Genomic DNA, 23885 nt, shown 5'->3' with positions numbered 1-23885 from the left:
GTCTTTCGACTGTACGCATCTGAGCAACCCACTTCCCACCGAAGTTGTTGATTATTACCGACAGGCAGGTCTTCTGGCTTAGCGTCGTCCTCTCCCATCCTTCCCAATCCGCTAAGCAGATCAGTGGTCATACCCGTCATACTTCACGTTGTATGTGCGTTGGCTTTACTTGTTCACCCCAGTCACTTACCTGTGTAAGCTCCTGGGGATTCACTCGCTTGCCGCCTTCCTACAACGCGAATTATTTAGCGTATATATGGGTTCGTCAGCATCACAGCAGCGGGGGCTGCGGGGGATTCACACCCCCTTCCCTGGCGCCTGTCGGTTTAGTCCGTCATGATTCGAGCGGGATGAAACCCACTCGAATGATTCCCGGAACATCTTACGGAAGCAGAATGGCTTCCGTCGTGCTTAATTTTTAAATACCAAAGCTATTTCATTACGCCGATGGCGCGCTGAAAGCCGTTTCGGATATCACTCTATCCCATCAAATAAATAAAAACTGGTGCAGTTTATCGTTCTCTCATTATTATTTTGTTGCGCTATGACAATTTATTGCTGTGAATGAGATATTTTCATTTTAGAATGAGCAGGATACGCGGGTATAACAAAAACTGGCGATAACAAATTATTGTCATTTAAACTGACTCAGTTTGTGATCTGGCGTTAATTTGCTGGCGATAGGCCTGCGGAGTCACCTGATAGGCCTGGCGAAAAACTTTGCAAAAATAGCTTGTTTGCGAAAATCCTAAATTCCGCGCAATGCTGGCGATGCTCCAGTCGCTGTGGCATAGCAGCTCTTTGGCGCTCACCATCCGCTGATGGTTCACCCAGGCATTAAAGCCGATACCCTGATATTTTTTGAACAGCTTACTGAAGTAATAGGGGCTGAGATAGACGTGAGCGGCGACGTCTTCCAGGCGAAGCTCGTCGGATAAATGGGCGTCAATGTAGCGCAGCGCCTTCTTCATTTTGCTGTCATGAGGGCTGGCGACCCGGCTGGCGCGCGCAGGTTCCGGCTGCTGGGGATTATCTTTAATCACCACAAAGTTGAGCTGTTTTTTCAGGCAGTTTTCGACGATAAGCTTCAGTAAATCAGCAGAAGCAATCACTCTGGCGTAGTCCATTTCCGGCACGTCGCGAAACGCTTTAAGCAGCTCGGGGTCGGCCTGCCAGCGGTCATCCACGTTGAGAATATCGACCAGTTCAACATCGTTGCTTAAGCGCACCTGGCCGCAAAGCACAAAGCCCACAAGGTGCCCGGCAATGACCAGAGGAATGGAGAAATCGGTTAACCCGGCGTGGCAGCGGTAGATACAGAGCTGATCGGTTTTAGACGCCTCAAGCCCGCCGCAGCGGTCGCTCATTCGACAGCGGGTGCTGTGCTGGGGATGCTGGCGCATCAGCTGGCAAAAAGGGGTGAAGTTAAACAGTTCAGATATTTCATCACCATGAATATTGACGACCACCACCGCCAGACTGGTGGCCTGCGCAAAATCCTGTGCGATTTTATTAATGAGTTCTGAGTTCAGTGTGCTCGCAGAAATCATGATAAAACCTCTCAGTTAATTTTTTGTTATAAATAAAACATTTCTTTAATATTTACTTCCTTTCATCATCCATTGCCGCCAACGATAAAAGAATAATACGATAGCAAAAGTCTCCCATCCGTGGGAGACGTTTTTGGCCAGTTCGTGATACCGGTTCATGAAAATTTTTGGCTATTTCAGCCGTGACCTTAATCCTCTAATTTACAGGTATTACACGGTAGATTATTACCAATCAGATAACGATAGATGGCCGCGCCGAGACAGGCGCCGATCAGTGGCGCAATAATCGGCACAATAAAGTACGGAATATCCCTTCCGCCGGTCATCGCGATATCGCCCCAACCCGCCATCCACGTAAACAGCTTCGGCCCAAAATCACGCGCCGGATTCATCGCAAAGCCGGTCAGCGGCCCGGTTGACGCGCCAATCACCGCCACCAGCAGGCCGATCAGCAGCGGGGCCAGCGGCCCTTTCGGCACGCCGTTGCCGTCGTCGGTCAGCGCCATAATCATCCCCATCAGCATGGAGGTGATCACCACTTCAACCAGCGCCGCATGCCAGATGCTCAGCGATGCCGCCGGGTAGGTGCTGAAAATACTCGCCAGCTGCAGGCTCTCTACGCTGCCGCGCGCGATATGGTGGGCGGATTCAAACTCGGTAAACATCGTGCTGTACAGCACATAGGCCAGCACCGCGCCGCCAAAGGCGCCGGCAACCTGTGAAACGATATAGGGGAAAACTTTTCGTCCGGGAAAGCAGGCAAACAGCCATAAAGCGACGGTCACCGCCGGGTTGAGATGCCCGCCGGAGATCCCCGACGTCAGATAGACGGCAAGCGAGATCCCCAGACCCCAGATAATGCATATCTCCCACAGTCCGAGGCTGGCGCCCGCCACCTTTAACGCGCTCAGGCAGCCGATGCCGAAAAACAAAAACAGCCCGGTGCCCAGAAACTCGGCGGTACATTGCGCTTTTAACGAATCATTCATGGTGACACCTTCTTAGCAGAGTTCGTGTCCTGACCAGCCAACATCCTGCTGGCAGTAGAGTACAACGCGCACCACTATATGAACTCCCGTCCGCAAATTGTTGGCAACCTGCTGACGGCAGCCTCCGGAAAATTCGGGTATCAATAACAAATTATTGTCATTAAATAACGCAGAATTGCATTGCTCACGCGCGGCTTTCGCCATTATGCCAACGCCATGGCATGCAAAAATATTGCTAAAACCAGTTCATCGTTTTCCAACAAACATCACAAATCAGATTCTCGCGCATAGCAGATTAAATTAAAACCGTCATGAACAAATTTGTAAATATGGAATATACAAAACAAGATAATCACATCAGAACAAATAAAAATAATAAATAACATCAAACAGTTAAATAAATAAACGACAATTTTATCTTATCCAATACCCACTATTTTTTCACCATCACATTGAAGTCAGCCATTCTTTTTCCTCGCATCTTCTTATAGTCCCCACTATCGGAACACTCCATGCGAGGTCTTTATGCAACAAGAAGCACTAGGAATGGTAGAAACCAAAGGCTTAACCGCAGCCATAGAGGCCGCTGATGCAATGGTTAAGTCAGCCAATGTGATGTTAGTGGGCTATGAAAAGATTGGCTCTGGGCTGGTAACCGTCATCGTGCGCGGCGATGTTGGCGCGGTAAAAGCGGCCACCGATGCGGGCGCCGCCGCCGCACGTAACGTGGGTGAAGTGAAAGCCGTACACGTCATCCCACGCCCTCACACCGATGTAGAAAAAATCTTACCGAAGGGAATTAGCCAATGAGTAGCAATGAGCTGGTTGAACAGATCATGGCTCAGGTGATTGCCCGCGTGGCAACGCCGGAACAGCAGGCCATCCCTACTGAAAACCATCCAATACGAGAGACGGCTATGGCAGAAAAAAGCTGCAGTTTAACGGAATTTGTCGGGACCGCCATTGGCGACACCCTGGGTCTGGTTATCGCCAACGTCGATACCGCCCTGCTGGACGCGATGAAGCTTGAAAAGCGCTATCGCTCCATCGGCATTCTCGGCGCCCGTACCGGCGCAGGCCCGCACATTATGGCGGCGGACGAAGCGGTGAAAGCCACCAACACCGAAGTGGTCAGCATTGAGCTTCCGCGCGATACCAAAGGCGGCGCGGGCCACGGTTCGCTGATTATTTTAGGCGGCAACGACGTGTCCGACGTTAAGCGCGGGATTGAAGTGGCGCTGAAAGAGCTCGACCGCACCTTCGGCGATGTTTACGGCAATGAAGCCGGACATATCGAGCTGCAGTACACCGCCCGCGCCAGCTACGCCCTGGAAAAAGCCTTCGGCGCGCCGATTGGCCGCGCCTGCGGCATTATTGTCGGCGCACCGGCCTCCGTTGGCGTGCTGATGGCCGATACCGCCCTGAAGTCAGCCAACGTGGAAGTCGTGGCGTATAGCTCTCCGGCGCACGGCACCAGCTTCAGTAACGAAGCCATCCTGGTGATTTCCGGCGACTCCGGCGCGGTCCGCCAGGCAGTCACCTCCGCGCGCGAAATCGGTAAAACCGTCCTTGCGACCCTCGGTTCTGAACCGAAAAACGATCGCCCGTCCTACATCTGATACCCACGAGGCTGATTCATGAGATCGAAAAGATTTGAAGCACTGGCGAAACGCCCTGTGAATCAGGACGGCTTCGTTAAGGAGTGGATCGAAGAAGGCTTTATCGCGATGGAAAGCCCGAACGATCCGAAACCGTCGATAAAAATCGTTAACGGCGCGGTGACCGAGCTGGACGGGAAACCGGTGAGCGATTTTGACCTGATCGACCACTTTATCGCCCGCTACGGTATCAACCTGAATCGCGCCGAAGAAGTGATGGCGATGGATTCGGTCAAGCTGGCCAACATGCTGTGCGATCCGAACGTTAAACGCAGCGAAATCGTCCCGCTGACCACCGCGATGACGCCGGCAAAAATTGTCGAAGTGGTTTCGCATATGAACGTCGTTGAGATGATGATGGCGATGCAGAAAATGCGCGCCCGCCGCACCCCATCCCAGCAGGCGCACGTCACCAACGTCAAAGATAACCCGGTACAGATTGCCGCCGACGCCGCCGAAGGCGCATGGCGCGGATTTGACGAACAGGAAACCACCGTTGCGGTAGCGCGCTACGCGCCGTTCAACGCCATCGCGCTGCTGGTCGGCTCGCAGGTAGGCCGTCCGGGCGTACTGACTCAGTGCTCGCTGGAAGAAGCCACCGAGCTGAAGCTCGGCATGCTGGGCCACACCTGCTACGCCGAAACCATCTCCGTCTACGGTACCGAACCGGTCTTTACCGACGGCGACGACACGCCGTGGTCGAAGGGTTTCTTAGCCTCCTCCTACGCCTCTCGCGGTCTGAAAATGCGCTTCACCTCCGGCTCCGGCTCCGAAGTGCAGATGGGCTACGCCGAAGGCAAATCCATGCTTTACCTGGAAGCGCGCTGCATCTACATCACCAAAGCCGCGGGCGTACAGGGCCTGCAAAACGGTTCCGTTAGCTGCATCGGCGTGCCGTCTGCGGTGCCTTCCGGCATTCGCGCGGTGCTGGCGGAAAACCTGATCTGTTCGTCGCTGGATCTGGAGTGCGCCTCCAGTAACGACCAGACCTTCACCCACTCCGATATGCGTCGTACCGCGCGCCTGCTGATGCAGTTTCTGCCGGGGACCGACTTTATCTCTTCCGGTTATTCCGCGGTGCCGAACTACGACAACATGTTCGCCGGTTCCAACGAAGATGCCGAAGACTTTGACGACTACAACGTCATCCAGCGCGACCTGAAGGTGGACGGCGGTCTGCGTCCGGTTCGCGAAGAAGATGTTATCGCCATCCGTAATAAGGCTGCCCGCGCGCTGCAGGCCGTTTTTGCCGGAATGGGGCTGCCGCCGATTACCGATGAAGAAGTTGAAGCCGCGACCTACGCCCACGGTTCGAAAGATATGCCGGAGCGCAACATCGTCGAAGACATCAAGTTCGCCCAGGAAATCATCAATAAAAACCGCAACGGCCTGGAAGTAGTGAAAGCGCTGGCGCAGGGCGGGTTCACCGACGTGGCCCAGGACATGCTCAACATCCAGAAAGCCAAGCTGACCGGAGACTATCTGCATACCTCCGCAATTATCGTCGGCGATGGGCAGGTGCTGTCAGCCGTCAACGATGTTAACGACTATGCCGGTCCGGCAACGGGCTATCGCCTGCAGGGCGAACGCTGGGAAGAGATTAAAAACATCCCTGGCGCTCTTGATCCCAACGAGATTGATTAAGGGGTGAGAAATGGAAATTAATGAAAAATTGCTGCGCCAGATAATTGAAGACGTGCTCAGCGAGATGAAGGGCAGCGATAAACCCGTCTCGTTTACTGCGCCAGCGGCCTCCGCGGCGCCCCAGGCCACGCCGCCCGCCGGCGACGGCTTCCTGACGGAAGTGGGCGAAGCGCGTCAGGGTACCCAGCAGGACGAAGTGATTATCGCCGTCGGCCCGGCTTTCGGCCTGGCGCAGACCGTCAATATCGTCGGCATACCGCATAAGAGCATTTTGCGCGAAGTCATTGCCGGTATTGAAGAAGAAGGCATTAAGGCGCGCGTGATTCGCTGCTTTAAATCCTCCGACGTGGCCTTCGTCGCCGTTGAAGGCAATCGCCTGAGCGGTTCCGGCATCTCTATCGGCATCCAGTCAAAAGGCACCACGGTGATTCACCAGCAGGGGCTGCCGCCGCTCTCTAACCTGGAGCTGTTCCCCCAGGCGCCGCTGCTGACCCTGGAAACCTATCGCCAGATTGGTAAAAACGCCGCCCGCTATGCGAAACGCGAATCGCCGCAACCGGTCCCGACGCTGAACGACCAGATGGCGCGGCCAAAATACCAGGCGAAATCGGCCATTTTGCACATTAAAGAGACCAAGTACGTGGTGACGGGCAAAAACCCGCAGGAACTGCGCGTGGCGCTTTGATAAAGGATAACTCCATGAATACCGACGCAATTGAATCGATGGTGCGCGACGTATTAAGCCGCATGAACAGCCTGCAGGGCGAGGCGCCGACGGCGGCTCCGGCGGCAGGCGGCGCGTCCCGTAGCGCAAAGGTCAGCGACTACCCGTTGGCGAACAAGCACCCGGAATGGGTGAAAACCGCCACCAATAAAACGCTGGACGACTTTACGCTGGAAAACGTGCTGAGCAATAAAGTCACCGCCCAGGATATGCGTATCCCCCCGGAAACCCTGCGCTTACAGGCTTCTATCGCCAGGGACGCGGGCCGCGACCGGCTGGCGATGAACTTCGAGCGCGCCGCCGAACTGACCGCGGTACCGGACGATCGCATTCTTGAAATCTACAACGCCCTCCGCCCCTATCGCTCGACGAAAGAGGAGCTACTGGCGATCGCCGACGATCTCGAAAGCCGCTATCAGGCGAAGATTTGCGCCGCTTTCGTTCGCGAAGCGGCCACGCTGTACGTCGAGCGTAAAAAACTCAAAGGCGACGATTAATTACAGGGGTATGTGATGCGATATATAGCTGGCATTGATATCGGCAACTCATCGACGGAAGTCGCCCTGGCGACTCTGAATGAGGCTGGCGCGCTGACAATCACCCACAGCGCGCTGGCGGAAACCACCGGGATCAAAGGCACGTTACGTAACGTGTTCGGCATTCAGGAAGCGCTTGCCCTCGTCGCTAAGCGCGCGGGGATCAATGTCAGCGATATCTCGCTCATCCGCATTAACGAAGCCACGCCGGTGATTGGCGATGTGGCGATGGAAACCATTACCGAGACCATCATCACCGAATCGACCATGATCGGCCATAACCCGAAAACGCCCGGCGGCGCGGGGCTTGGCGTGGGCATCACCATTACACCGCAGGAGCTGTTAACCCGCCCGGCGGACGCGCCCTATATCCTGGTGGTGTCGTCGGCGTTCGATTTTGCCGATATCGCCAGCGTGATTAACGCTTCCCTGCGCGCCGGATATCAGATTACCGGCGTCATTTTGCAACGTGACGATGGCGTGCTGGTCAGCAACCGGCTGGAAAAACCGCTGCCGATTGTTGACGAAGTGCTGTACATCGACCGCATTCCTCTGGGAATGCTGGCGGCAATTGAGGTCGCCGTCCCGGGGAAGGTCATCGAAACGCTCTCTAACCCCTACGGCATCGCCACCGTATTCCACCTCAACGCCGAGGAGACGAAAAACATCGTCCCGATGGCTCGCGCGCTGATTGGCAACCGTTCCGCCGTGGTGGTCAAAACGCCATCCGGTGACGTCAAAGCGCGCGCGATACCCGCCGGTAACCTTGAGCTGCTGGCCCAGGGCCGGAGCGTACGCGTAGACGTTGCCGCTGGCGCCGAAGCCATCATGAAAGCGGTCGACGGCTGCGGCAAGCTCGATAACGTCACCGGCGAGTCGGGGACCAATATCGGCGGCATGCTGGAACACGTGCGCCAGACCATGGCCGAGCTGACCAACAAGCCCAGCAGCGAAATATTCATTCAGGACCTGCTGGCCGTCGATACCTCGGTGCCGGTGAGCGTCACCGGCGGTCTTGCCGGGGAGTTCTCGCTGGAGCAGGCCGTGGGCATCGCCTCAATGGTGAAATCGGATCGTTTGCAGATGGCGATGATTGCCCGCGAAATCGAGCAGAAGCTCAATATCGACGTGCAGATCGGCGGCGCCGAGGCCGAAGCCGCCATTCTGGGCGCGCTGACCACGCCGGGTACCACCCGACCGCTGGCGATCCTCGACCTCGGCGCAGGCTCCACCGATGCCTCCATCATCAACCCCAAAGGCGAAATCATCGCCACTCACCTCGCCGGAGCAGGCGATATGGTGACGATGATTATTGCCCGCGAGCTGGGGCTGGAAGACCGCTATCTGGCGGAAGAGATCAAGAAGTATCCGCTGGCCAAGGTGGAAAGTCTGTTCCATTTACGCCACGAGGACGGCAGCGTGCAGTTCTTCTCCACGCCGCTGCCGCCCGCCGTATTCGCCCGCGTCTGCGTGGTGAAACCGGACGAACTGGTGCCACTACCCGGCGACTTAGCGCTGGAAAAAGTACGCGCCATTCGCCGCAGCGCCAAAGAGCGGGTCTTTGTCACCAACGCCCTGCGCGCACTGCGTCAGGTCAGCCCCACCGGCAACATTCGCGATATTCCGTTCGTGGTGCTGGTCGGCGGTTCGTCGCTGGATTTCGAAGTCCCGCAGCTGGTCACCGATGCGCTGGCGCATTACCGCCTGGTTGCCGGACGGGGAAATATTCGCGGCAGCGAGGGCCCCAGAAACGCGGTGGCCACCGGCCTGATTCTCTCCTGGCATAAGGAGTTCGCGCATGGACAGTAATCACAGCGCCCCGGCTATTGTGATCGCCGCCATCGACGGCTGCGACGGCCTGTGGCGCGACGTGCTGCTGGGTATCGAAGAGGAAGGCATTCCTTTCCTGCTCCAGCATCACCCGGCCGGGGATGTCGTGGACAGCGCCTGGCAGGCGGCGCGCAGCTCGCCGCTACTGGTGGGCATCGCCTGCGACCGCCATACGCTGGTCGTGCACTACAAGAATTTACCCGCATCGGCGCCGCTTTTTACGCTGATGCATCATCAGGACAGTCAGGCCCAACGTAACACCGGTAATAACGCGGCACGGCTGGTCAAAGGGATCCCGTTCCGGGATCTGAATAGCTAAGCAACAGGAGAACAGCAGTATGAATAACGCACTGGGACTGGTTGAAACAAAAGGGTTAGTAGGCGCCATTGAGGCCGCCGATGCGATGGTGAAATCGGCCAACGTGCAGCTGGTCGGCTACGAAAAAATTGGCTCGGGTCTGGTGACCGTCATGGTTCGCGGCGATGTCGGCGCGGTCAAAGCGGCGGTAGACGCGGGCAGCGCGGCGGCAAGCGTCGTAGGTGAAGTGAAATCCTGCCACGTGATCCCGCGTCCGCACAGCGACGTTGAGGCCATTTTACCGAAATCAGCCTGATTGATGGCGAATAAGGAGCACCGCGTGAAGCAATCACTGGGATTACTTGAAGTTTGTGGTCTGGCACTGGCTATTAGCTGCGCCGATATCATGGCGAAATCCGCTTCTATCACGCTGGTCGCCCTCGAAAAGACCAATGGTTCAGGCTGGACGGTCATTAAAATTACCGGTGATGTGGCCTCAGTACAGGCGGCCATCACCACCGGTGCACTGTTTGCCGAACAGCGAAACGGTCTGGTGGCTCATAAAGTCATCGCCAGACCCGGAGAAGGGATCCTGCCCGCAGAGGCTCCCCCACCCTCCGTCATGGAACCTGAGCCTGAAGAGTCAGAGACGGCTAATGTCGTTTCTGAAGCGCCAGCAGAAGAGCCCCTCCAGCAACAAGGCGTGGTCAGCTGCAACCTGTGCCTGGATCCCAAATGTCCGCGCCAGAAGGGCGAGCCGCGCACCCTTTGCATTCATCCCGGCAAGCGAGGTGAAGCGTAATGGATAAACAGCTTCTCGAATCAACGGTCAGTAAAGTCCTCGACGAGATGCGTCTGCGGCCCATTCCGCTGGGGGTTTCAAATCGTCATATCCACCTGTCGGCGTCGGATTATGAACGCCTGTTTCCTGGCCATCCCATCAGCGAGAAAAAAGCGCTGCTGCAGCCGGGACAGTACGCCGCGGAGCAAACCGTCACCCTGGTAGGGCCGAAGGGGCAGCTTAAAAATGTGCGCCTGCTCGGCCCACTGCGTTCGGTAAGCCAGGTGGAAATATCGCGTACCGATGCCAGAACCCTGGGGGTTGCGGCGCCGCTGAGAATGTCCGGCGATCTGAAAGGGACGCCGGGCATCCGTCTGGTCAGCCCCTATGGCGAACTGACGCTCTCGTCAGGGGTTATCGTCGCGCAGCGGCATATTCATATGTCGCCGCTCGATGCGCTGATCCTGCGGGTTTCCCACGGCGATAGGGTCTCCGTGGTCATTGAAGGCGACGCGCGCGGGCTGGTTTTCAACAACGTGGCGATTCGCGTTTCACCGGATATGCGTCTCGAAATGCACATTGATACCGATGAAGCCAACGCCGCCGGCGCCGATAATCCGCAGGCCTTTGCCCGGCTGGTAGGCCCGCGATGAACGGCGAAGTTCTGCAGCGCATCGTGGAGGAAATCGTCTCCAGGCTGCAGCGTCGCGCCCATAGCACGGCGACGCTGAGCGTTGCGCAGCTGCGCGATGCCGACTGCCCCGGGCTGTTCAGCCAGCACGCCTCGCTGCGCATCCTGCTTGTCGACCTGCCGCTGCTGGGCCAGTTGACGGAGGCGGAAACCGACGATCCTGCGGCCCGGAAAATTCACGACGCGCTGGCTTTCGGCATCCGCGTGCAGCTCACCCTGCACAGCCAGCTGCTGCCGGTTATCCCGGTCAAAAAACTGGCGCGCCTGCCGACGATCTTCACCGACGAGCGCGGACTGCCGCTGATCCTGCACGCAGGATCGGTGCTGAGCTATCGCGACGTCGCGCAGCTGGGCCAGGGTCGCCTGGTTATCCACCGCAAATGCATCGTGACCGCCCTGGCGCGCGAAGCGGCACAGGCGCGGCATATTCAATTAATTAAGCAGGAGTAAATCATGCATCTGGCACGAGTCACGGGCGCGGTTGTCTCCACGCAAAAATCGCCTTCCCTGATCGGCAAAAAGCTGCTGCTGGTGCGGCGGGTCAGCGCCGATGGCGAGCTTCCCGCCTCGCCGACCTCCGGCGATGAAGTCGCCGTGGATTCCGTCGGCGCGGGGATCGGCGAGCTGGTTCTGCTCAGCGGCGGCTCCAGCGCCAGGCACGTTTTTTCCGGGCCAAACGAGGCCATCGACCTCGCCGTTGTCGGCATTGTCGATACGCTTTCACGTTAAGGAGCGAATATGGCGATTTATACCCGAACGGGCGACGCTGGCACCACCTCACTCTTTACCGGCCAGCGGGTGAGTAAAACCCACCCGCGGGTTGAAGCCTACGGCACGCTGGATGAGCTGAACGCCGCGCTGAGCCTGTGCGCCTGCGCCGCCGCGGATGAAAATCACCGCGCCTTACTTGAGGCCATCCAGCAGCAGCTTTTTTGGTTTAGCGCAGAACTGGCCAGCGACAGCGAACGGCCGTCGCCGAAACAGCGCTACATCAGCAGCGAAGAGATTTCCGCTCTGGAAGCCGCCATCGATCGGGCCATGGCCCGCGTCGAGCCGCTGCACAGCTTTATTTTACCCGGCCGCTGCGAAGCCGCGAGCCGCCTGCATTTTGCCCGCACGCTGGCCCGCCGGGCCGAACGGCGACTGGTTGAGCTGGCGGCGGAAGTCAACGTGCGCCAGGTGCTGATGCGCTACATCAATCGCTTGTCAGACTGCCTGTACGCCCTGGCGCGCGCGGAAGATAGCGATGCGCACCAGAACAACATCATTCGTGAAGTGAGCCGGCGCTATCTGGCCGCCACTCTACCGAGCCGCAGCAAGGAGAAGACGCCCCTGGCCCTTTCATTCCACGATCTGCACCAGCTCACCCGCGCCGCCGTTGAGCGCGCGCAGCAACTTCAGGTGCCGGTGGTGATCAGCATCGTTGACGCACACGGCACCGAAACCGTGACCTGGCGGATGCCGGACGCCCTGCTGGTCAGCAGCGAACTGGCGCCGAAAAAAGCCTGGACCGCGGTGGCGATGAAAACGGCGACCCATGAGCTGAGCGAGGCCGTTCAGCCGGGCGCCGCGCTTTATGGCCTCGAAACGCATTTGCAGGGAAAAGTGGTGACCTTCGGCGGCGGTTACGCCCTGTGGCGCGACGGCTCATTAATTGGGGGTCTTGGCATCAGCGGCGGCAGCGTTGAACAGGACATGGATATCGCACAGACCGCCATCGCGGCCATTAACGTGGGAACTCATCAATGAATACTTCTGAACTCGAAACGCTTATTCGCACCATTCTTAGCGAACAGTTAACCCCAGCCCAAACGCCAAACCCGGCGCAGGGCAAAGGGATTTTTCAGTCCGTGAGCGAGGCCATTGATGCCGCGAATCAGGCGTTCTTACGTTATCAGCAGTGCCCGCTAAAAACCCGCAGCGCCATCATTAGCGCAATGCGTCAGGAGCTGACGCCGCATCTGGCCGCCCTGGCGGAAGAGAGCGCCAATGAAACGGGGATGGGCAACAAAGAAGATAAATTTTTGAAAAACAAAGCTGCGCTGGACAACACGCCGGGCGTGGAAGATCTCACCACCACGGCGCTGACCGGCGACGGCGGCATGGTGCTGTTTGAGTATTCGCCATTTGGCGTTATCGGGTCGGTCGCACCGAGCACCAACCCGACGGAAACCATCATTAATAACAGCATCAGCATGCTGGCGGCGGGTAATAGCGTCTACTTCAGCCCGCATCCGGGAGCAAAAAAGGTCTCACTGAAGCTGATTAGCATGATTGAAGAGATTGTTTTCCGCTGCTGCGGCATCCGCAATCTGGTGGTTACCGTAGCAGAACCCACTTTCGAAGCCACCCAGCAGATGATGGCCCATCCGCGCATTGCGGTTCTGGCCATTACCGGCGGCCCGGGCATTGTGGCGATGGGCATGAAGAGCGGTAAGAAAGTCATTGGCGCCGGTGCGGGTAACCCGCCCTGCATCGTTGATGAAACGGCGGATCTGGTTAAAGCGGCGGAAGATATCATCAACGGCGCCTCGTTCGATTACAACCTGCCCTGCATTGCCGAGAAGAGCCTGATTGTGGTGGAGAGCGTCGCTGAACGTCTGGTACAGCAAATGCAAACCTTCGGCGCGCTGCTGCTGAGCCCGGCCGATACCGACAAGCTCCGCGCCGCCTGCCTGCCGGAAGGCCAGGCGAATAAAAAACTGGTCGGCAAAAGCCCATCAGCCATGCTCGAAGCGGCCGGGATCGCCGTTCCGGCGAAAGCGCCGCGTCTACTGATAGCGCTGGTTAACGCCGACGATCCATGGGTTACCAGCGAGCAGCTGATGCCGATGCTGCCGATAGTGAAAGTTATCGATTTCGATAGCGCGCTGGCCCTGGCGCTGAAGGTTGAAGAGGGACTGCATCATACCGCCATTATGCACTCGCAGAACGTGTCGCGCCTGAACCTCGCGGCCCGCACCCTGCAAACCTCGATATTCGTCAAGAACGGCCCCTCTTATGCCGGGATCGGCGTCGGCGGCGAAGGCTTTACCACCTTTACTATCGCCACGCCGACCGGTGAAGGGACAACCTCGGCGCGCACGTTTGCCCGCTCCCGTCGCTGTGTGCTGACCAACGGCTTTTCCATTCGCTAACCGAGGTCGCGATGAAGACTTTCTCACTACAAACGCGGTTGTACAGCGGTCAGGGTAGCCTGGCGGTGCTCAAGCGCTTTACCAACAAGCACATCTGGATTATCTGCGATGGCTTTCTGGCGCGCTCGCCGCTGCTGGAAACCCTGCGTAATGCATTGCCCGCAGATAACCACATTAGCGTCTTTAGCGAGATAACCCCGGACCCCACTATCCATACCGTGGTGCAGGGCATTGCGCAAATGCAGGCCCTGCAGCCGCAGGTGGTCATCGGCTTCGGCGGCGGATCGGCAATGGATGCGGCGAAAGCTATCGTCTGGTTCAGTCAGCAGAGCGGCATCAGCATCGAAACCTGCGTGGCCATACCGACCACCAGCGGTACCGGTTCAGAAGTGACCAGCGCCTGCGTAATTAGCGATCCGGATAAAGGCATCAAGTACCCGCTGTTCAACAATGCGCTCTATCCCGATATGGCGATCCTTGACCCGGAGCTGGTGGTCAGCGTGCCGCCGCAGATTACGGCCAACACCGGCATGGACGTGCTGACCCACGCGCTGGAGGCGTGGGTCTCTCCGCACGCCAGCGACTTTACCGACGCGCTGGCGGAAAAAGCCGCCAAACTGGTGTTCCAGTATCTGCCCACGGCGGTGGAAAAAGGCGACTGCGTGGCGACGCGCGGGAAAATGCACAATGCCTCAACGCTTGCCGGGATGGCGTTCAGCCAGGCGGGGCTGGGGCTTAACCATGCTATCGCCCACCAGCTTGGCGGGCAGTTTCATCTGCCGCACGGGCTGGCCAACGCGCTGCTGTTAACCGCGGTTATCCGCTTTAACGCCGGTCATCCGCGCGCCGGAAAACGCTACGCGCGGCTGGCCAAAGCCTGCGGCTTTTGTCCGGCAGACGCCAGCGATAGTACGGCGATCAATGCGCTGATCCAACAAATCGAACGGCTCAAGCAGCGCTGTGCGCTGCCGTCACTGGCGGTCGCGCTGAAAGAGGGACGTGCCGAGTACTCAGCGCGCATTCCGGCCATGGTGCAGGCCGCACTGGCTGACGTGACCTTGCGTACGAATCCTCGCCCGGCCAGCGCCGGGGAAATTCAGGAACTGCTGGAGGAACTGCGATGAGTACCGCCGTCAACGCTGTTGAAATGGCCAGAAGCGCCGAGGAGATCCGCGAGCGCGTGCGCGCTGCGGGCGTAGTCGGCGCGGGTGGAGCGGGTTTTCCCGCCCACGTGAAGCTGCAGGCGCAGGTGGAGATCTTTCTGGTTAACGCCGCCGAGTGCGAACCGATGCTCAAGGTCGACCAGCAGCTGATGTGGCAGCAGGCTGCACGTCTGGTCCGCGGCGTGCAGTACGCGATGACGGCAACCGGCGCGCGCGAAGGGGTTATCGCCCTGAAAGAGAAGTACCGCCGGGCTATCGACGCCCTCACCCCGCTGCTGCCTGCCGGTATTCGCCTGCATATTTTGCCGGATGTCTATCCCGCAGGCGATGAGGTGCTGACTATCTGGTTGGCGACCGGTCGCCGGGTCGCGCCCGCCGCGCTGCCGGCCAGCGTCGGGGTCGTGGTGAATAACGTACAAACGGTGCTCAACATGGCCCGTGCGGTTGAGCAGCAGTTTCCGGTGACCCGCCGCACGCTGACCGTTAACGGCGCGGTCGCCCGGCCGCTGACCGTCACCGTCCCCATCGGCATGTCGCTGCGCAAAGTGCTGGCGCTGGCGGGCGGCGCGACGGTCGACGACCCCGGTTTTATTAACGGCGGCCCGATGATGGGCGGCCTGATGACTTCTCTCGATAGCCCGGTAACCAAAACTACCGGCGGCCTGCTGGTGCTGCCCAAAAGCCATCCGCTTATCCAGCGGCGGATGCAGGACGAGCGCACGGTGCTTTCCGTGGCCCGTACCGTCTGCGAACAGTGTCGCCTGTGTACCGATCTCTGCCCACGGCATCTGATCGGCCACGAACTCTCCCCGCACCTGCTGGTGCGGGCGGTGAACTTTCATCAGGCCGCCACGCCCCAGCTGCTGCTGAGCGCCCTCACCTGTTCGGAATGCAACGTCTGCGAAAGCGTGGCCTGCCCGGTAGGGATCTCGCCGATGCGCATCAACCGCATGCTGAAACGCGAGCTGCGCGCGCAAAACCAGCGCTATGAAGGGCCGCTCTATCCGGCCGACGAAATGGCGAAATATCGCCTCGTGCCGGTGAAGCGACTGATCGCCAAACTGGGGCTGAGCCCCTGGTATCAGGAGGCGCCGCTGGTGGAAGACGAACCGGCAGTAGAAACAGTGACTTTGCAATTGCGCCAGCATATCGGCGCCAGCGCGGTAGCGAACGTTGCAGTGGGCGACCGCGTGACGCGTGGGCAATGCGTTGCCGATATCCCGGCAGGCGCATTAGGCGCGCCGGTTCACGCCAGCATCGACGGCGTGGTTGCGGCCATCAGCGAACAGGCCATCACGGTGGTAAGAGGTTAACCATGTCTCAGGCTATAGGAATTTTAGAACTCACCAGCATTGCCAAAGGAATGGAACTCGGCGATGCGATGCTGAAAAGCGCCAACGTCAATCTGCTGGTCAGCAAGACTATCTGCCCGGGTAAGTTTCTGTTGATGCTCGGCGGGGATATCGGCGCTATCCAGCAGGCCATTGAAACCGGCACTTCGCAGGCCGGCGAAATGCTCGTCGACAGCCTGGTGCTGGCGAATATCCATCCCAGCGTACTCCCGGCCATCAGCGGCCTGAACAGCGTAGACAAACGCCAGGCAGTCGGCATCGTTGAAACCTGGAGCGTTGCGGCCTGCATCAGCGCCGCGGACCGGGCGGTGAAAGGCTCCAACGTCACCCTGGTACGGGTGCATATGGCCTTCGGCATCGGCGGTAAATGCTACATGGTGGTGGCGGGCGACGTTTCCGACGTCAACAACGCGGTTACGGTAGCCAGCGAAAGCGCGGGTGAAAAAGGGCTGCTGGTTTATCGTTCGGTGATCCCGCGACCGCATGAAGCCATGTGGCGACAGATGGTGGAGGGATAATGGAAAGACAGCCAACAACGGATCGCATGATTCAGGAATACGTTCCCGGGAAACAGGTCACCCTCGCGCACCTGATTGCCAATCCCGGGAAAGATCTCTTTAAGAAACTCGGCCTGCAGGATGCGGTGTCCGCCATCGGCATCCTCACCATTACGCCCAGCGAAGCGTCGATTATCGCCTGCGACATCGCCACCAAATCCGGCGCGGTGGAGATCGGTTTTCTTGACCGCTTTACCGGCGCCGTGGTGCTGACCGGCGACGTTTCCGCCGTCGAGTACGCCCTCAGGCAGGTGACGCGCACCCTGGGCGAGATGATGCAGTTTACTACCTGCTCAATAACCCGGACGTAGCGCGATGAAACGTCTGATGTTGATCGGCCCCAGCCAGTGCGGCAAAACCTCGCTGACCCAGGGCCTGCGCGGCGAAGCGCTCCATTACAAGAAAACCCAGGCGATTGAATGGTCGCCGATGGCCATCGACACGCCGGGCGAATATCTGGAGAACCGCTGCCTTTATAGCGCTCTGTTGACCAGCGCCTGCGAGGCCGACGTTATCGCTCTGGTGCTGAACGCCGACGCCCAGTGGTCGCCGTTTTCTCCGGGTTTTACCGCCCCGATGAACCGCCCGACGATTGGTCTGGTCACTAAAGCCGACCTTGCCGACCCGCAGCGGATATCGCTAATCGGCGAGTGGCTCAGGCAGGCTGGCGCCCAGCAGATTTTTATCACCAGCGCGCTGAATAATCTGGGTCTTGATGCCGTGCTGGATTTTCTGAATTCGAAGGAACCTTTATGTCTTACAAAATAATGGCCATTAATGCCGGCAGTTCATCGTTAAAATTCCAGCTGCTGGAGATGCCTCAGGGCGATATGCTCTGCCAGGGATTGATCGAGCGTATCGGCATGGCAAACGCCCAGGTGACCCTCAAAACGCCGGCGCAAAAATGGCATGAAACGGCGCCCGTAGCCGATCACCGTGAAGCCGTCACCCTGCTGCTGGAAAAGCTCCTCGACCATCGGATTATCCAGAGTTTGCAGGATATCGATGGCGTCGGCCACCGCGTGGCGCACGGCGGGGAGCGCTTTAAAGATTCGACGCCGGTGACCGATGAGACCTTAGCGGAAATCGAGCGCCTGGCGGAGCTGGCCCCGCTGCATAATCCGGTCAACGCGCTGGGCATTAAAGTCTTCCGCCAGCTGCTGCCCGACGCGCCGTCGGTGGCGGTGTTTGATACCGCTTTTCACCAAACGCTCGACGAGCGCGCGTTTATCTATCCTCTGCCCTGGCGCTACTACAGCGAGCTGGGCATTCGCCGTTACGGCTTCCACGGCACCAGCCACAAGTACGTTAGCGCGACGCTGGCGGAAAAGCTGGGCGTACCGTTGAGCGCTCTGCGCGTGGTGAGCTGCCATCTCGGCAACGGCAGCAGCGTATGCGCAATCAAAGGCGGGCGCTCGGTTAACACCTCAATGGGCTTTACGCCGCAGTCCGGCGTGATGATGGGCACCCGCAGCGGCGATATCGATCCGTCGATTCTACCGTGGCTGGCGCTGCATGAGGGAAAAACGCCGGAGCAGCTTAATCAGCTGCTGAATAACGAGTCCGGCCTGCTGGGGGTTTCCGGCATCTCGCACGATTATCGCGATGTCGAGCAGGCGGCGGACGGCGGTAATCGTCAGGCAGCCCTGGCGCTCTCGCTGTTTGCCGAGCGCATTCGCGCCACCATCGGCAGCTATATTATGCAGATGGGCGGCCTGGACGCGCTGATCTTTACCGGCGGCATCGGCGAAAACTCCGCCCGCGCCAGGAGCGCCATCTGCCATAACCTGAATTTCCTCGGGCTGTCGGTCGATGAAGAGAAAAACCAGCACAACGCTACCTTTATTCAGGCCGAAAATGCGATGGTCAAAGTGGCGGTCATCAATACCAATGAAGAGCTGATGATTGCCCGCGATGTGATGCGCCTGGCGCTGCCGCAGGCGCACGAGCTGGCGGTGTCGGTATAAACGGCGCCTCTCCCCTTGCGGAGAATCATGGTAACCGGCGAATCGCCGTGCCACTATGCGCCCTGGCGAAGGTAAGCGGAAAGGTGAAAACGTGGCCGTTGCACAATGTCCCGCCTCGTGCGGAGAACTTATCCAGGGCTGGATCCTCGGCAGCGAGAAGCTGGTCTCCTGCCCGGTGGACTGGTACAGCACCGTCGAGGTCGAGACCGGCACGCCGCGAAACGATGAGCGGCCACTGTCGCGGGCGATGGTCGACCAGCTGCTGGCCCACTGGGGCTACCCGGCGGCGCTGAGTCAGCAGATCCGCATCACCCTGCACTCGACGATCCCGGTCGCCAAAGGGATGGCCAGCAGCACCGCCGATATCGCCGCCACCGCGGCGGCTACCGCCCATCATCTGGGCCACGCGCTGGATGAGCCGACGCTGGCGCGCCTGTGCGTCGCGCTGGAGCCCACCGACAGCACCCTGTTCCGCCAGCTGACGTTGTTCGACCACAATACCGCCGCCACGCAAATCGCCTGCCCTGCGCCGCCGGCGCTCGACCTGTTAGTGCTGGAGAGCCCGCTGACGCTACGCACCACTGACTACCACCAGCTGCCGCGCGAGCCGGGTCTGCTGGCTAACGCCTCCCGGCTGCAGCTGGCGTGGGAGAAAGTGCAGCAGGCCTGCCAGCGCGGTAGCCCGCAGCTGCTGGGCGAAGCGGCGACCATCAGCGCCATCGCCAGCCAGCGGCTGTTGCCCAAGCCGGGGTTTGACGCGCTGCTGGACCTGGTGGAAAGCGCAGGGCTCTATGGCCTTAACGTGGCGCACAGCGGCAGCGTCGTCGGCCTGCTGCTGGACCGCCGTCGTCATGACGTCGACTTTATAAAATGGCGGCTGGCAGACAGCGACATCGCCGCCCACTGGCCGCTGCAGCACTTGCTGGCGATGGTCCCGGGGGGCGTCACCCTGCAATAGGGCTCAGGCCAGCGCCCGGCGCAGCGCCGCCAGCAGCTGGTCGTTTTCGCCGGCGCTGCGGATCGCCACCCGGAAATAGCGGCTATCAAGCCCCGGGTAATTCGCGCAGCTGCGGATCAGCACATGCTGGCGCAACAGGGCATATTGCAGGTCAAGCTCTGGTCTGTCGCAGCGCAAGAACAGGTAGTTGGCGCGCCCGGGCCACACGGTCAGCCCGGCTATCTCCTGCAGCTGCGCGTAGAAACGCGCCCCCTCCTCCTGCAGCCACTGCCAGGTGGCCCGCTGATACGCCCGGTCCTGGAGGATGATCTCGCCGGCCAGCGCGGCATACGCATTGATGGACCACGGCATTTGTCGCTCGCGCAGTCGGGCTACCGCCTGCGCGTCAGCATTGAGCAGGTAGCCAAGACGCAGTCCCGGAATGGCATAAAACTTAGTGAGCGAGCGCAAAACCCAGACGTGCGGATACTGCGCCAGCAGGGGAATAAACCCCGGCTGGTCGGGGATAAAGTCAAGGAAGGCCTCATCGAGGATCAGGCTGATGTTCAGCGCCTGACAACGCCGGGCAATGGCTTCCAGCAGGCCCCGCTCTGGCAGCAGGCCGGTGGGGTTGTTCGGCGTGCAGAGAAACAGGCAGTCCAGCGCCGGGGTGAGGGCATCGAGGATCGCGTCGGTCAGCTGCCAGCCATCGCACTCCCGAAGGGCATACTCCACGACCGCGCAATCCACGGTTTGCAGCGCCCGCCGGTACTCCGCGAAGCCAGGAATGACGATCATTGCCCGCCTCGGCTTAAGGCCGTGGGCGAGGGTGAAGATCGATTCGGTTTCGCCATTGCCGGCGAGGATATGCCCCGCCGGCAGCTGATGGTGGGCCGCCAGCGCCTGGTGCAGCTGTTGATATTCGACGTCAGGATAGCGCTCGGCGCAGCCGAGGTTATCGACGATCGCCTGCCTGAGCGAGGCAGGCATTCCCAGCGGATTGATGTTGGCGCTAAAATCCAGCAGCTCGTTGGGAGCAATGCCCAGCAGGGCGGCGGCCTCGCGGATATTGCCGCCATGGGCGCTTTTCAGTAAGGCCATATCCTTTTCCTGTGTGGTTATCCACGCCGGGCCAGCGTCGCGCCGTCGGCGAAGTACGCTTTAATCCCGGCAAGGATCGACTCGGCCACCTCCTGCTGGAATTTGGCCGTTTTCAGCTTCCGCTCCTCTTCCACGTTACTGATAAACGCCGTCTCCACCAGAATGGAGGGGATATCGGGCGCCTTGAGCACCGCAAAGCCCGCCTGCTCTACCCGATTTTTGTGCAGATTATTGATGTTACCCATTTTCTCCAGCACCGCCTTACCAAATTTGAGGCTGTCGGCGATGGTGAGGGACTGCACCATATCGAACATGGTGTGGTCGACATAGCGATCGCCGCTCTTGCTGACCCCACCGATCAGATCCGAGGCGTTCTGCGTCTGGGCGAGATATTTTGCTGCGGTACTGGTGGCTCCCTTGGTGGAGAGCGCAAACACCGAGGAGCCGCTGGGCTGGCGGCTGGTAAAGGCGTCGGCGTGAATCGATACGAACAGGTCGGCGCGCTGCTTCTGCGCCTTGGCGACACGCACCTTCAACGGGATAAACACGTCTTCGTTGCGGGTCATATAGGCCTTCATATTGCCTTCTTTGTCGATCAGCGCCCGCAGGCGACGGGCAATCTGCAGCACCACGTCTTTCTCGCGGGTGCGATACTTGCCCACAGCGCCCGAATCTTCGCCGCCGTGGCCGGGATCGAGCATAATGACAATCGGCCGATCGCGCCCGGCTTTGCCGGGCTGCGGCCCGCTTTGCGCCGGCGGTACCTGACGCTGCAGATCGCCTTTGTTGTAATCCTCGAGCAGCGCCAGCAGCGGATCCTGCACATCGGTGGCGTTGGCGGGGTAAAGATCCATCACCAGACGCTCTTTAAAGCCGGCCACCGGCGCAAGGGCAAACAGCTGCGGCTTAACGTTCTGCTTGAGCTCGAAGACCATGCGCACGGTTTGCGGATCAAACTGGCCCACGCGGGCGGACTTAATAAAGGGATCGTCATCGCGGATCTGCCCTCCCATGCCTTTCAGCACCGAGTTCAGATTAACCCCTTCCAGATCCACCACCACCCGTTCCGGATTACTGAGGGCAAACTGCCGGTATTTCAGCACATGATTCGATTCCACCGTGACGCGCGTGTAGGTCGATGCAGGCCAGACGCGAACGGCAACCACCCGCGCGGCGGCGGCCAGCCCAACGGGGCTCACGCTCATTAACCACATGGCGCCCGCGCCCTGCAGCAGACGGCGACGGCTTAATCCAGAGTTGTTTCCCGACATGCCACTCCCAAGCAATAAAACGCATTTATACCCAAAACAAACAGATTGACCAGAAACTTTAACGAAAGGCATATAACCTGTCATCTATAAAAGGGTAAACATTCATTGACACCCTGCGCCGGGTCACATGTTTTTCAGGGCTTAGCCTCAAATTGGGGCTTGCGTTTAACGGCAAAACAGAATAAAAATACAATAATTACGAATAATCATGCATTGAGGGTTTGTCATGGTGAAGGAACGTCGCACTGAACTGGTAGAAGGATTCCGCCATTCTGTTCCCTATATTAATGCCCATCGGGGAAAAACGTTTGTCATCATGCTGGGCGGCGAAGCCATTGAGCATGAAAATTTCTCAAATATTGTCAATGACATAGGGTTATTGCATAGCCTGGGCATTCGCCTGGTGGTGGTCTATGGCGCCCGCCCGCAGATTGACGCTAACCTCGCCGAGCACCATCACGAGCCGGTCTATCATAAGCAGACGCGAGTGACTGACGCCAAAACGCTGGAGCTGGTTAAGCAGGCGGCGGGTATGCTGCAGCTGGAGATCACCGCCCGCCTGTCGATGAGCCTCAACAACACCCCGCTGCAGGGAGCCCATATCAACGTCGTCAGCGGCAACTTTATCATTGCCCAGCCGCTGGGCGTTGATGACGGCGTTGATTATTGCCACAGCGGCCGCATTCGCCGCATTGACGAAGAGGCGATTCATCGCCAGCTCGACAGCGGCGCCATTGTGCTGATGGGGCCGGTCGCGGTGTCGGTTACCGGCGAAAGCTTTAACCTGACTTCGGAAGAGATCGCCACCCAGTTGGCCATCAAGCTGAAAGCAGAGAAAATGATCGGCTTCTGTTCTTCGCAAGGGGTTTACAACCAGGCCGGGGAAATTGTCTCCGAACTGTTCCCCAATGAAGCGCAGGCCCGCGTCGAAGAGCTGGAAGCGGACGAAGATTATAACTCCGGTACCGTGCGCTTCCTGCGCGGGGCCGTGAAGGCCTGCCGCAGCGGCGTGCGGCGCTGCCATCTGATCAGCTATCAGGAAAATGGCGCGCTGCTGCAGGAGCTATTCTCACGCGACGGCATCGGCACCCAGATCGTCATGGAGAGCGCAGAGCAAATCCGTCGGGCGACCATCAACGATATCGGCGGTATTCTCGAGCTGATAAGCCCGCTGGAACAGCAGGGCATCCTGGTGCGCCGCTCCCGCGAGCAGCTGGAGATGGAGATCGACAAATTCACTATTATTCAGCGCGATAACACCACTATCGCCTGCGCCGCCCTCTATCCTTTCCCGGAAGAGAAGATCGGCGAAATGGCCTGCGTGGCGGTGCATCCGGATTACCGGAGCTCGTCGCGGGGAGAGGTGCTGCTGGAGCGCATTGCCGCCCAGGCCAGACAGATGGGGCTGAGCAAGCTGTTTGTGTTAACCACCCGCAGCATCCACTGGTTCCAGGAGCGCGGCTTCACGCCGGTGGATATCGACCTGCTGCCGGAGAGTAAAAAGCAGATGTATAACTATCAGCGCCGGTCGAAGGTGCTGATGGCCGACCTCGCTTAAGCCCTTCTTCGCTGTTGCTAACGGCCCGGGATAACACGGCGTTTATCGCTCCCCGGGCCAGTCCCCTGCTACGCCTGGCCGGCACGCTGTCTGCGGCTCGCGGGTAGAATTCTGCTTTTCGCGTAGACCCTTTACCTCGCT

26 protein-coding genes and 1 riboswitch are annotated in these 23885 nt (G+C 59.1%); of the genes, 22 read left to right on the top strand and 4 right to left on the bottom strand.

Annotation, left to right across the window (positions count from 1 at the left end; genetic code table 11):
- Nucleotides 1–45: 45 nt before the first annotated feature.
- Nucleotides 46–337: riboswitch (cobalamin riboswitch) on the bottom strand.
- Between the two features lie 301 nt (nucleotides 338–638).
- Together pocR and pduF are read right to left on the bottom strand one after the other, a co-directional pair.
- Nucleotides 639–1550 (bottom strand): regulatory protein PocR, encoded by a 912-nt coding sequence (pocR, locus tag ABLV54_RS04550; protein WP_023290877.1) that lies wholly within the window; start codon nucleotides 1548–1550, stop codon nucleotides 639–641.
- A gap of 188 nt (nucleotides 1551–1738) precedes the next feature.
- Nucleotides 1739–2539, bottom strand: a complete 801-nt coding sequence (pduF, locus tag ABLV54_RS04545) for a propanediol diffusion facilitator PduF (protein ID WP_004105118.1) — start codon at nucleotides 2537–2539, stop codon at nucleotides 1739–1741.
- A 525-nt stretch (nucleotides 2540–3064) separates the two neighbouring features.
- On the opposite strand from pduF, the gene pduA reads away from it, so the two are divergent.
- The 21 genes from pduA to ABLV54_RS04440 all read left to right on the top strand — a co-directional run bounded on the left by pduA (nucleotide 3065) and on the right by ABLV54_RS04440 (nucleotide 19835).
- Nucleotides 3065–3349 carry a propanediol utilization microcompartment protein PduA gene (gene pduA / locus ABLV54_RS04540; RefSeq protein ID WP_001183618.1) on the top strand — a complete coding sequence of 95 codons (285 nt, stop codon included), beginning with the start codon at nucleotides 3065–3067 and terminating at the stop codon, nucleotides 3347–3349.
- Nucleotides 3346–4158 carry a propanediol utilization microcompartment protein PduB gene (gene pduB / locus ABLV54_RS04535; protein WP_004105122.1) on the top strand — a complete coding sequence of 271 codons (813 nt, stop codon included), beginning with the start codon at nucleotides 3346–3348 and terminating at the stop codon, nucleotides 4156–4158. The genes pduA and pduB overlap by 4 nt, the downstream gene beginning before the upstream one ends.
- 18 nt (nucleotides 4159–4176) lie before the next feature.
- Nucleotides 4177–5841 (top strand): propanediol dehydratase large subunit PduC, encoded by a 1665-nt coding sequence (pduC, locus tag ABLV54_RS04530; protein ID WP_004105132.1) that lies wholly within the window; start codon nucleotides 4177–4179, stop codon nucleotides 5839–5841.
- A gap of 10 nt (nucleotides 5842–5851) precedes the next feature.
- On the top strand, nucleotides 5852–6526 hold the full coding sequence (gene pduD / locus ABLV54_RS04525; protein WP_023290878.1) for a propanediol dehydratase medium subunit PduD: 675 nt from the start codon (nucleotides 5852–5854) through the stop codon (nucleotides 6524–6526).
- A 14-nt stretch (nucleotides 6527–6540) separates the two neighbouring features.
- Nucleotides 6541–7062, top strand: a complete 522-nt coding sequence (pduE, locus tag ABLV54_RS04520; RefSeq protein ID WP_101881263.1) for a propanediol dehydratase small subunit PduE — start codon at nucleotides 6541–6543, stop codon at nucleotides 7060–7062.
- A gap of 15 nt (nucleotides 7063–7077) precedes the next feature.
- Nucleotides 7078–8910 (top strand): propanediol dehydratase reactivase alpha subunit PduG, encoded by a 1833-nt coding sequence (gene pduG, locus ABLV54_RS04515; protein WP_101881264.1) that lies wholly within the window; start codon nucleotides 7078–7080, stop codon nucleotides 8908–8910.
- Nucleotides 8900–9250, top strand: a complete 351-nt coding sequence (gene pduH / locus ABLV54_RS04510) for a propanediol dehydratase reactivase beta subunit PduH (RefSeq protein ID WP_050533537.1) — start codon at nucleotides 8900–8902, stop codon at nucleotides 9248–9250. Before pduG ends, pduH begins: the two co-directional genes overlap by 11 nt.
- Nucleotides 9251–9269: 19 nt before the next feature.
- On the top strand, nucleotides 9270–9545 hold the full coding sequence (gene pduJ / locus ABLV54_RS04505) for a propanediol utilization microcompartment protein PduJ (RefSeq protein WP_001057755.1): 276 nt from the start codon (nucleotides 9270–9272) through the stop codon (nucleotides 9543–9545).
- 3 nt (nucleotides 9546–9548) lie between these two features.
- Complete coding sequence (locus ABLV54_RS04500; protein WP_087775372.1) at nucleotides 9549–10031, top strand: BMC domain-containing protein; 483 nt, start codon at nucleotides 9549–9551, stop codon at nucleotides 10029–10031.
- On the top strand, nucleotides 10031–10663 hold the full coding sequence (locus ABLV54_RS04495) for a phosphate propanoyltransferase (protein WP_101881265.1): 633 nt from the start codon (nucleotides 10031–10033) through the stop codon (nucleotides 10661–10663). Before ABLV54_RS04500 ends, ABLV54_RS04495 begins: the two co-directional genes overlap by 1 nt.
- Nucleotides 10660–11151, top strand: coding sequence for a microcompartment protein PduM (pduM, locus tag ABLV54_RS04490; protein ID WP_024274643.1), 492 nt, complete (start codon nucleotides 10660–10662; stop codon nucleotides 11149–11151). Before ABLV54_RS04495 ends, pduM begins: the two co-directional genes overlap by 4 nt.
- A gap of 3 nt (nucleotides 11152–11154) precedes the next feature.
- Nucleotides 11155–11430, top strand: coding sequence for a propanediol utilization microcompartment protein PduN (gene pduN, locus ABLV54_RS04485; RefSeq protein ID WP_000549823.1), 276 nt, complete (start codon nucleotides 11155–11157; stop codon nucleotides 11428–11430).
- Nucleotides 11431–11439: 9 nt separating this feature from the next.
- Nucleotides 11440–12450, top strand: a complete 1011-nt coding sequence (gene pduO / locus ABLV54_RS04480; RefSeq protein WP_064372409.1) for a two-domain cob(I)yrinic acid a,c-diamide adenosyltransferase PduO — start codon at nucleotides 11440–11442, stop codon at nucleotides 12448–12450.
- Nucleotides 12447–13838, top strand: coding sequence for a CoA-acylating propionaldehyde dehydrogenase PduP (gene pduP / locus ABLV54_RS04475; protein ID WP_101881266.1), 1392 nt, complete (start codon nucleotides 12447–12449; stop codon nucleotides 13836–13838). Before pduO ends, pduP begins: the two co-directional genes overlap by 4 nt.
- A gap of 11 nt (nucleotides 13839–13849) precedes the next feature.
- Nucleotides 13850–14962 carry a 1-propanol dehydrogenase PduQ gene (gene pduQ, locus ABLV54_RS04470; protein WP_064157647.1) on the top strand — a complete coding sequence of 371 codons (1113 nt, stop codon included), beginning with the start codon at nucleotides 13850–13852 and terminating at the stop codon, nucleotides 14960–14962.
- The gene (gene pduS / locus ABLV54_RS04465; protein ID WP_101881267.1) at nucleotides 14959–16314 is read left to right on the top strand and encodes a cobalamin reductase PduS; all 1356 of its coding nucleotides are present in this window, start codon (nucleotides 14959–14961) and stop codon (nucleotides 16312–16314) included. The genes pduQ and pduS overlap by 4 nt, the downstream gene beginning before the upstream one ends.
- A gap of 2 nt (nucleotides 16315–16316) precedes the next feature.
- On the top strand, nucleotides 16317–16871 hold the full coding sequence (pduT, locus tag ABLV54_RS04460) for a propanediol utilization microcompartment protein PduT (protein WP_000075777.1): 555 nt from the start codon (nucleotides 16317–16319) through the stop codon (nucleotides 16869–16871).
- Entirely contained in the window at nucleotides 16871–17221 is a 351-nt protein-coding gene (pduU, locus tag ABLV54_RS04455; protein ID WP_032453966.1) for a propanediol utilization microcompartment protein PduU, read from the top strand. Before pduT ends, pduU begins: the two co-directional genes overlap by 1 nt.
- Before the next feature lie 4 nt (nucleotides 17222–17225).
- Nucleotides 17226–17678, top strand: coding sequence for a propanediol utilization protein PduV (gene pduV / locus ABLV54_RS04450; RefSeq protein WP_060592023.1), 453 nt, complete (start codon nucleotides 17226–17228; stop codon nucleotides 17676–17678).
- Nucleotides 17663–18877, top strand: coding sequence for an acetate/propionate family kinase (locus ABLV54_RS04445; protein ID WP_101881268.1), 1215 nt, complete (start codon nucleotides 17663–17665; stop codon nucleotides 18875–18877). Before pduV ends, ABLV54_RS04445 begins: the two co-directional genes overlap by 16 nt.
- Nucleotides 18878–18968: 91 nt before the next feature.
- Nucleotides 18969–19835 carry an L-threonine kinase gene (locus ABLV54_RS04440; protein WP_032429207.1) on the top strand — a complete coding sequence of 289 codons (867 nt, stop codon included), beginning with the start codon at nucleotides 18969–18971 and terminating at the stop codon, nucleotides 19833–19835.
- Nucleotides 19836–19838: 3 nt separating this feature from the next.
- Here ABLV54_RS04440 and cobD read toward each other — a convergent pair whose 3' ends face one another.
- Nucleotides 19839–20915, bottom strand: a complete 1077-nt coding sequence (cobD, locus tag ABLV54_RS04435) for a threonine-phosphate decarboxylase CobD (RefSeq protein ID WP_023290889.1) — start codon at nucleotides 20913–20915, stop codon at nucleotides 19839–19841.
- Nucleotides 20916–20932: 17 nt separating this feature from the next.
- On the bottom strand, nucleotides 20933–22186 hold the full coding sequence (gene amiC / locus ABLV54_RS04430; RefSeq protein ID WP_023290890.1) for an N-acetylmuramoyl-L-alanine amidase AmiC: 1254 nt from the start codon (nucleotides 22184–22186) through the stop codon (nucleotides 20933–20935).
- 226 nt (nucleotides 22187–22412) lie between these two features.
- On the opposite strand from amiC, the gene argA reads away from it, so the two are divergent.
- Nucleotides 22413–23744 (top strand): amino-acid N-acetyltransferase, encoded by a 1332-nt coding sequence (gene argA / locus ABLV54_RS04425; protein ID WP_004149616.1) that lies wholly within the window; start codon nucleotides 22413–22415, stop codon nucleotides 23742–23744.
- The last annotated feature ends 141 nt before the right edge of the window (nucleotides 23745–23885 follow it).

This window comes from Klebsiella sp. JB_Kp042, assembly GCF_040065275.1.
Taxonomy (GTDB): Bacteria; Pseudomonadota; Gammaproteobacteria; order Enterobacterales; family Enterobacteriaceae; genus Klebsiella; species Klebsiella quasipneumoniae.
Note: the sequence above shows the minus strand (reverse complement) of the source record. Positions and strands in the feature narration are given on the sequence as shown.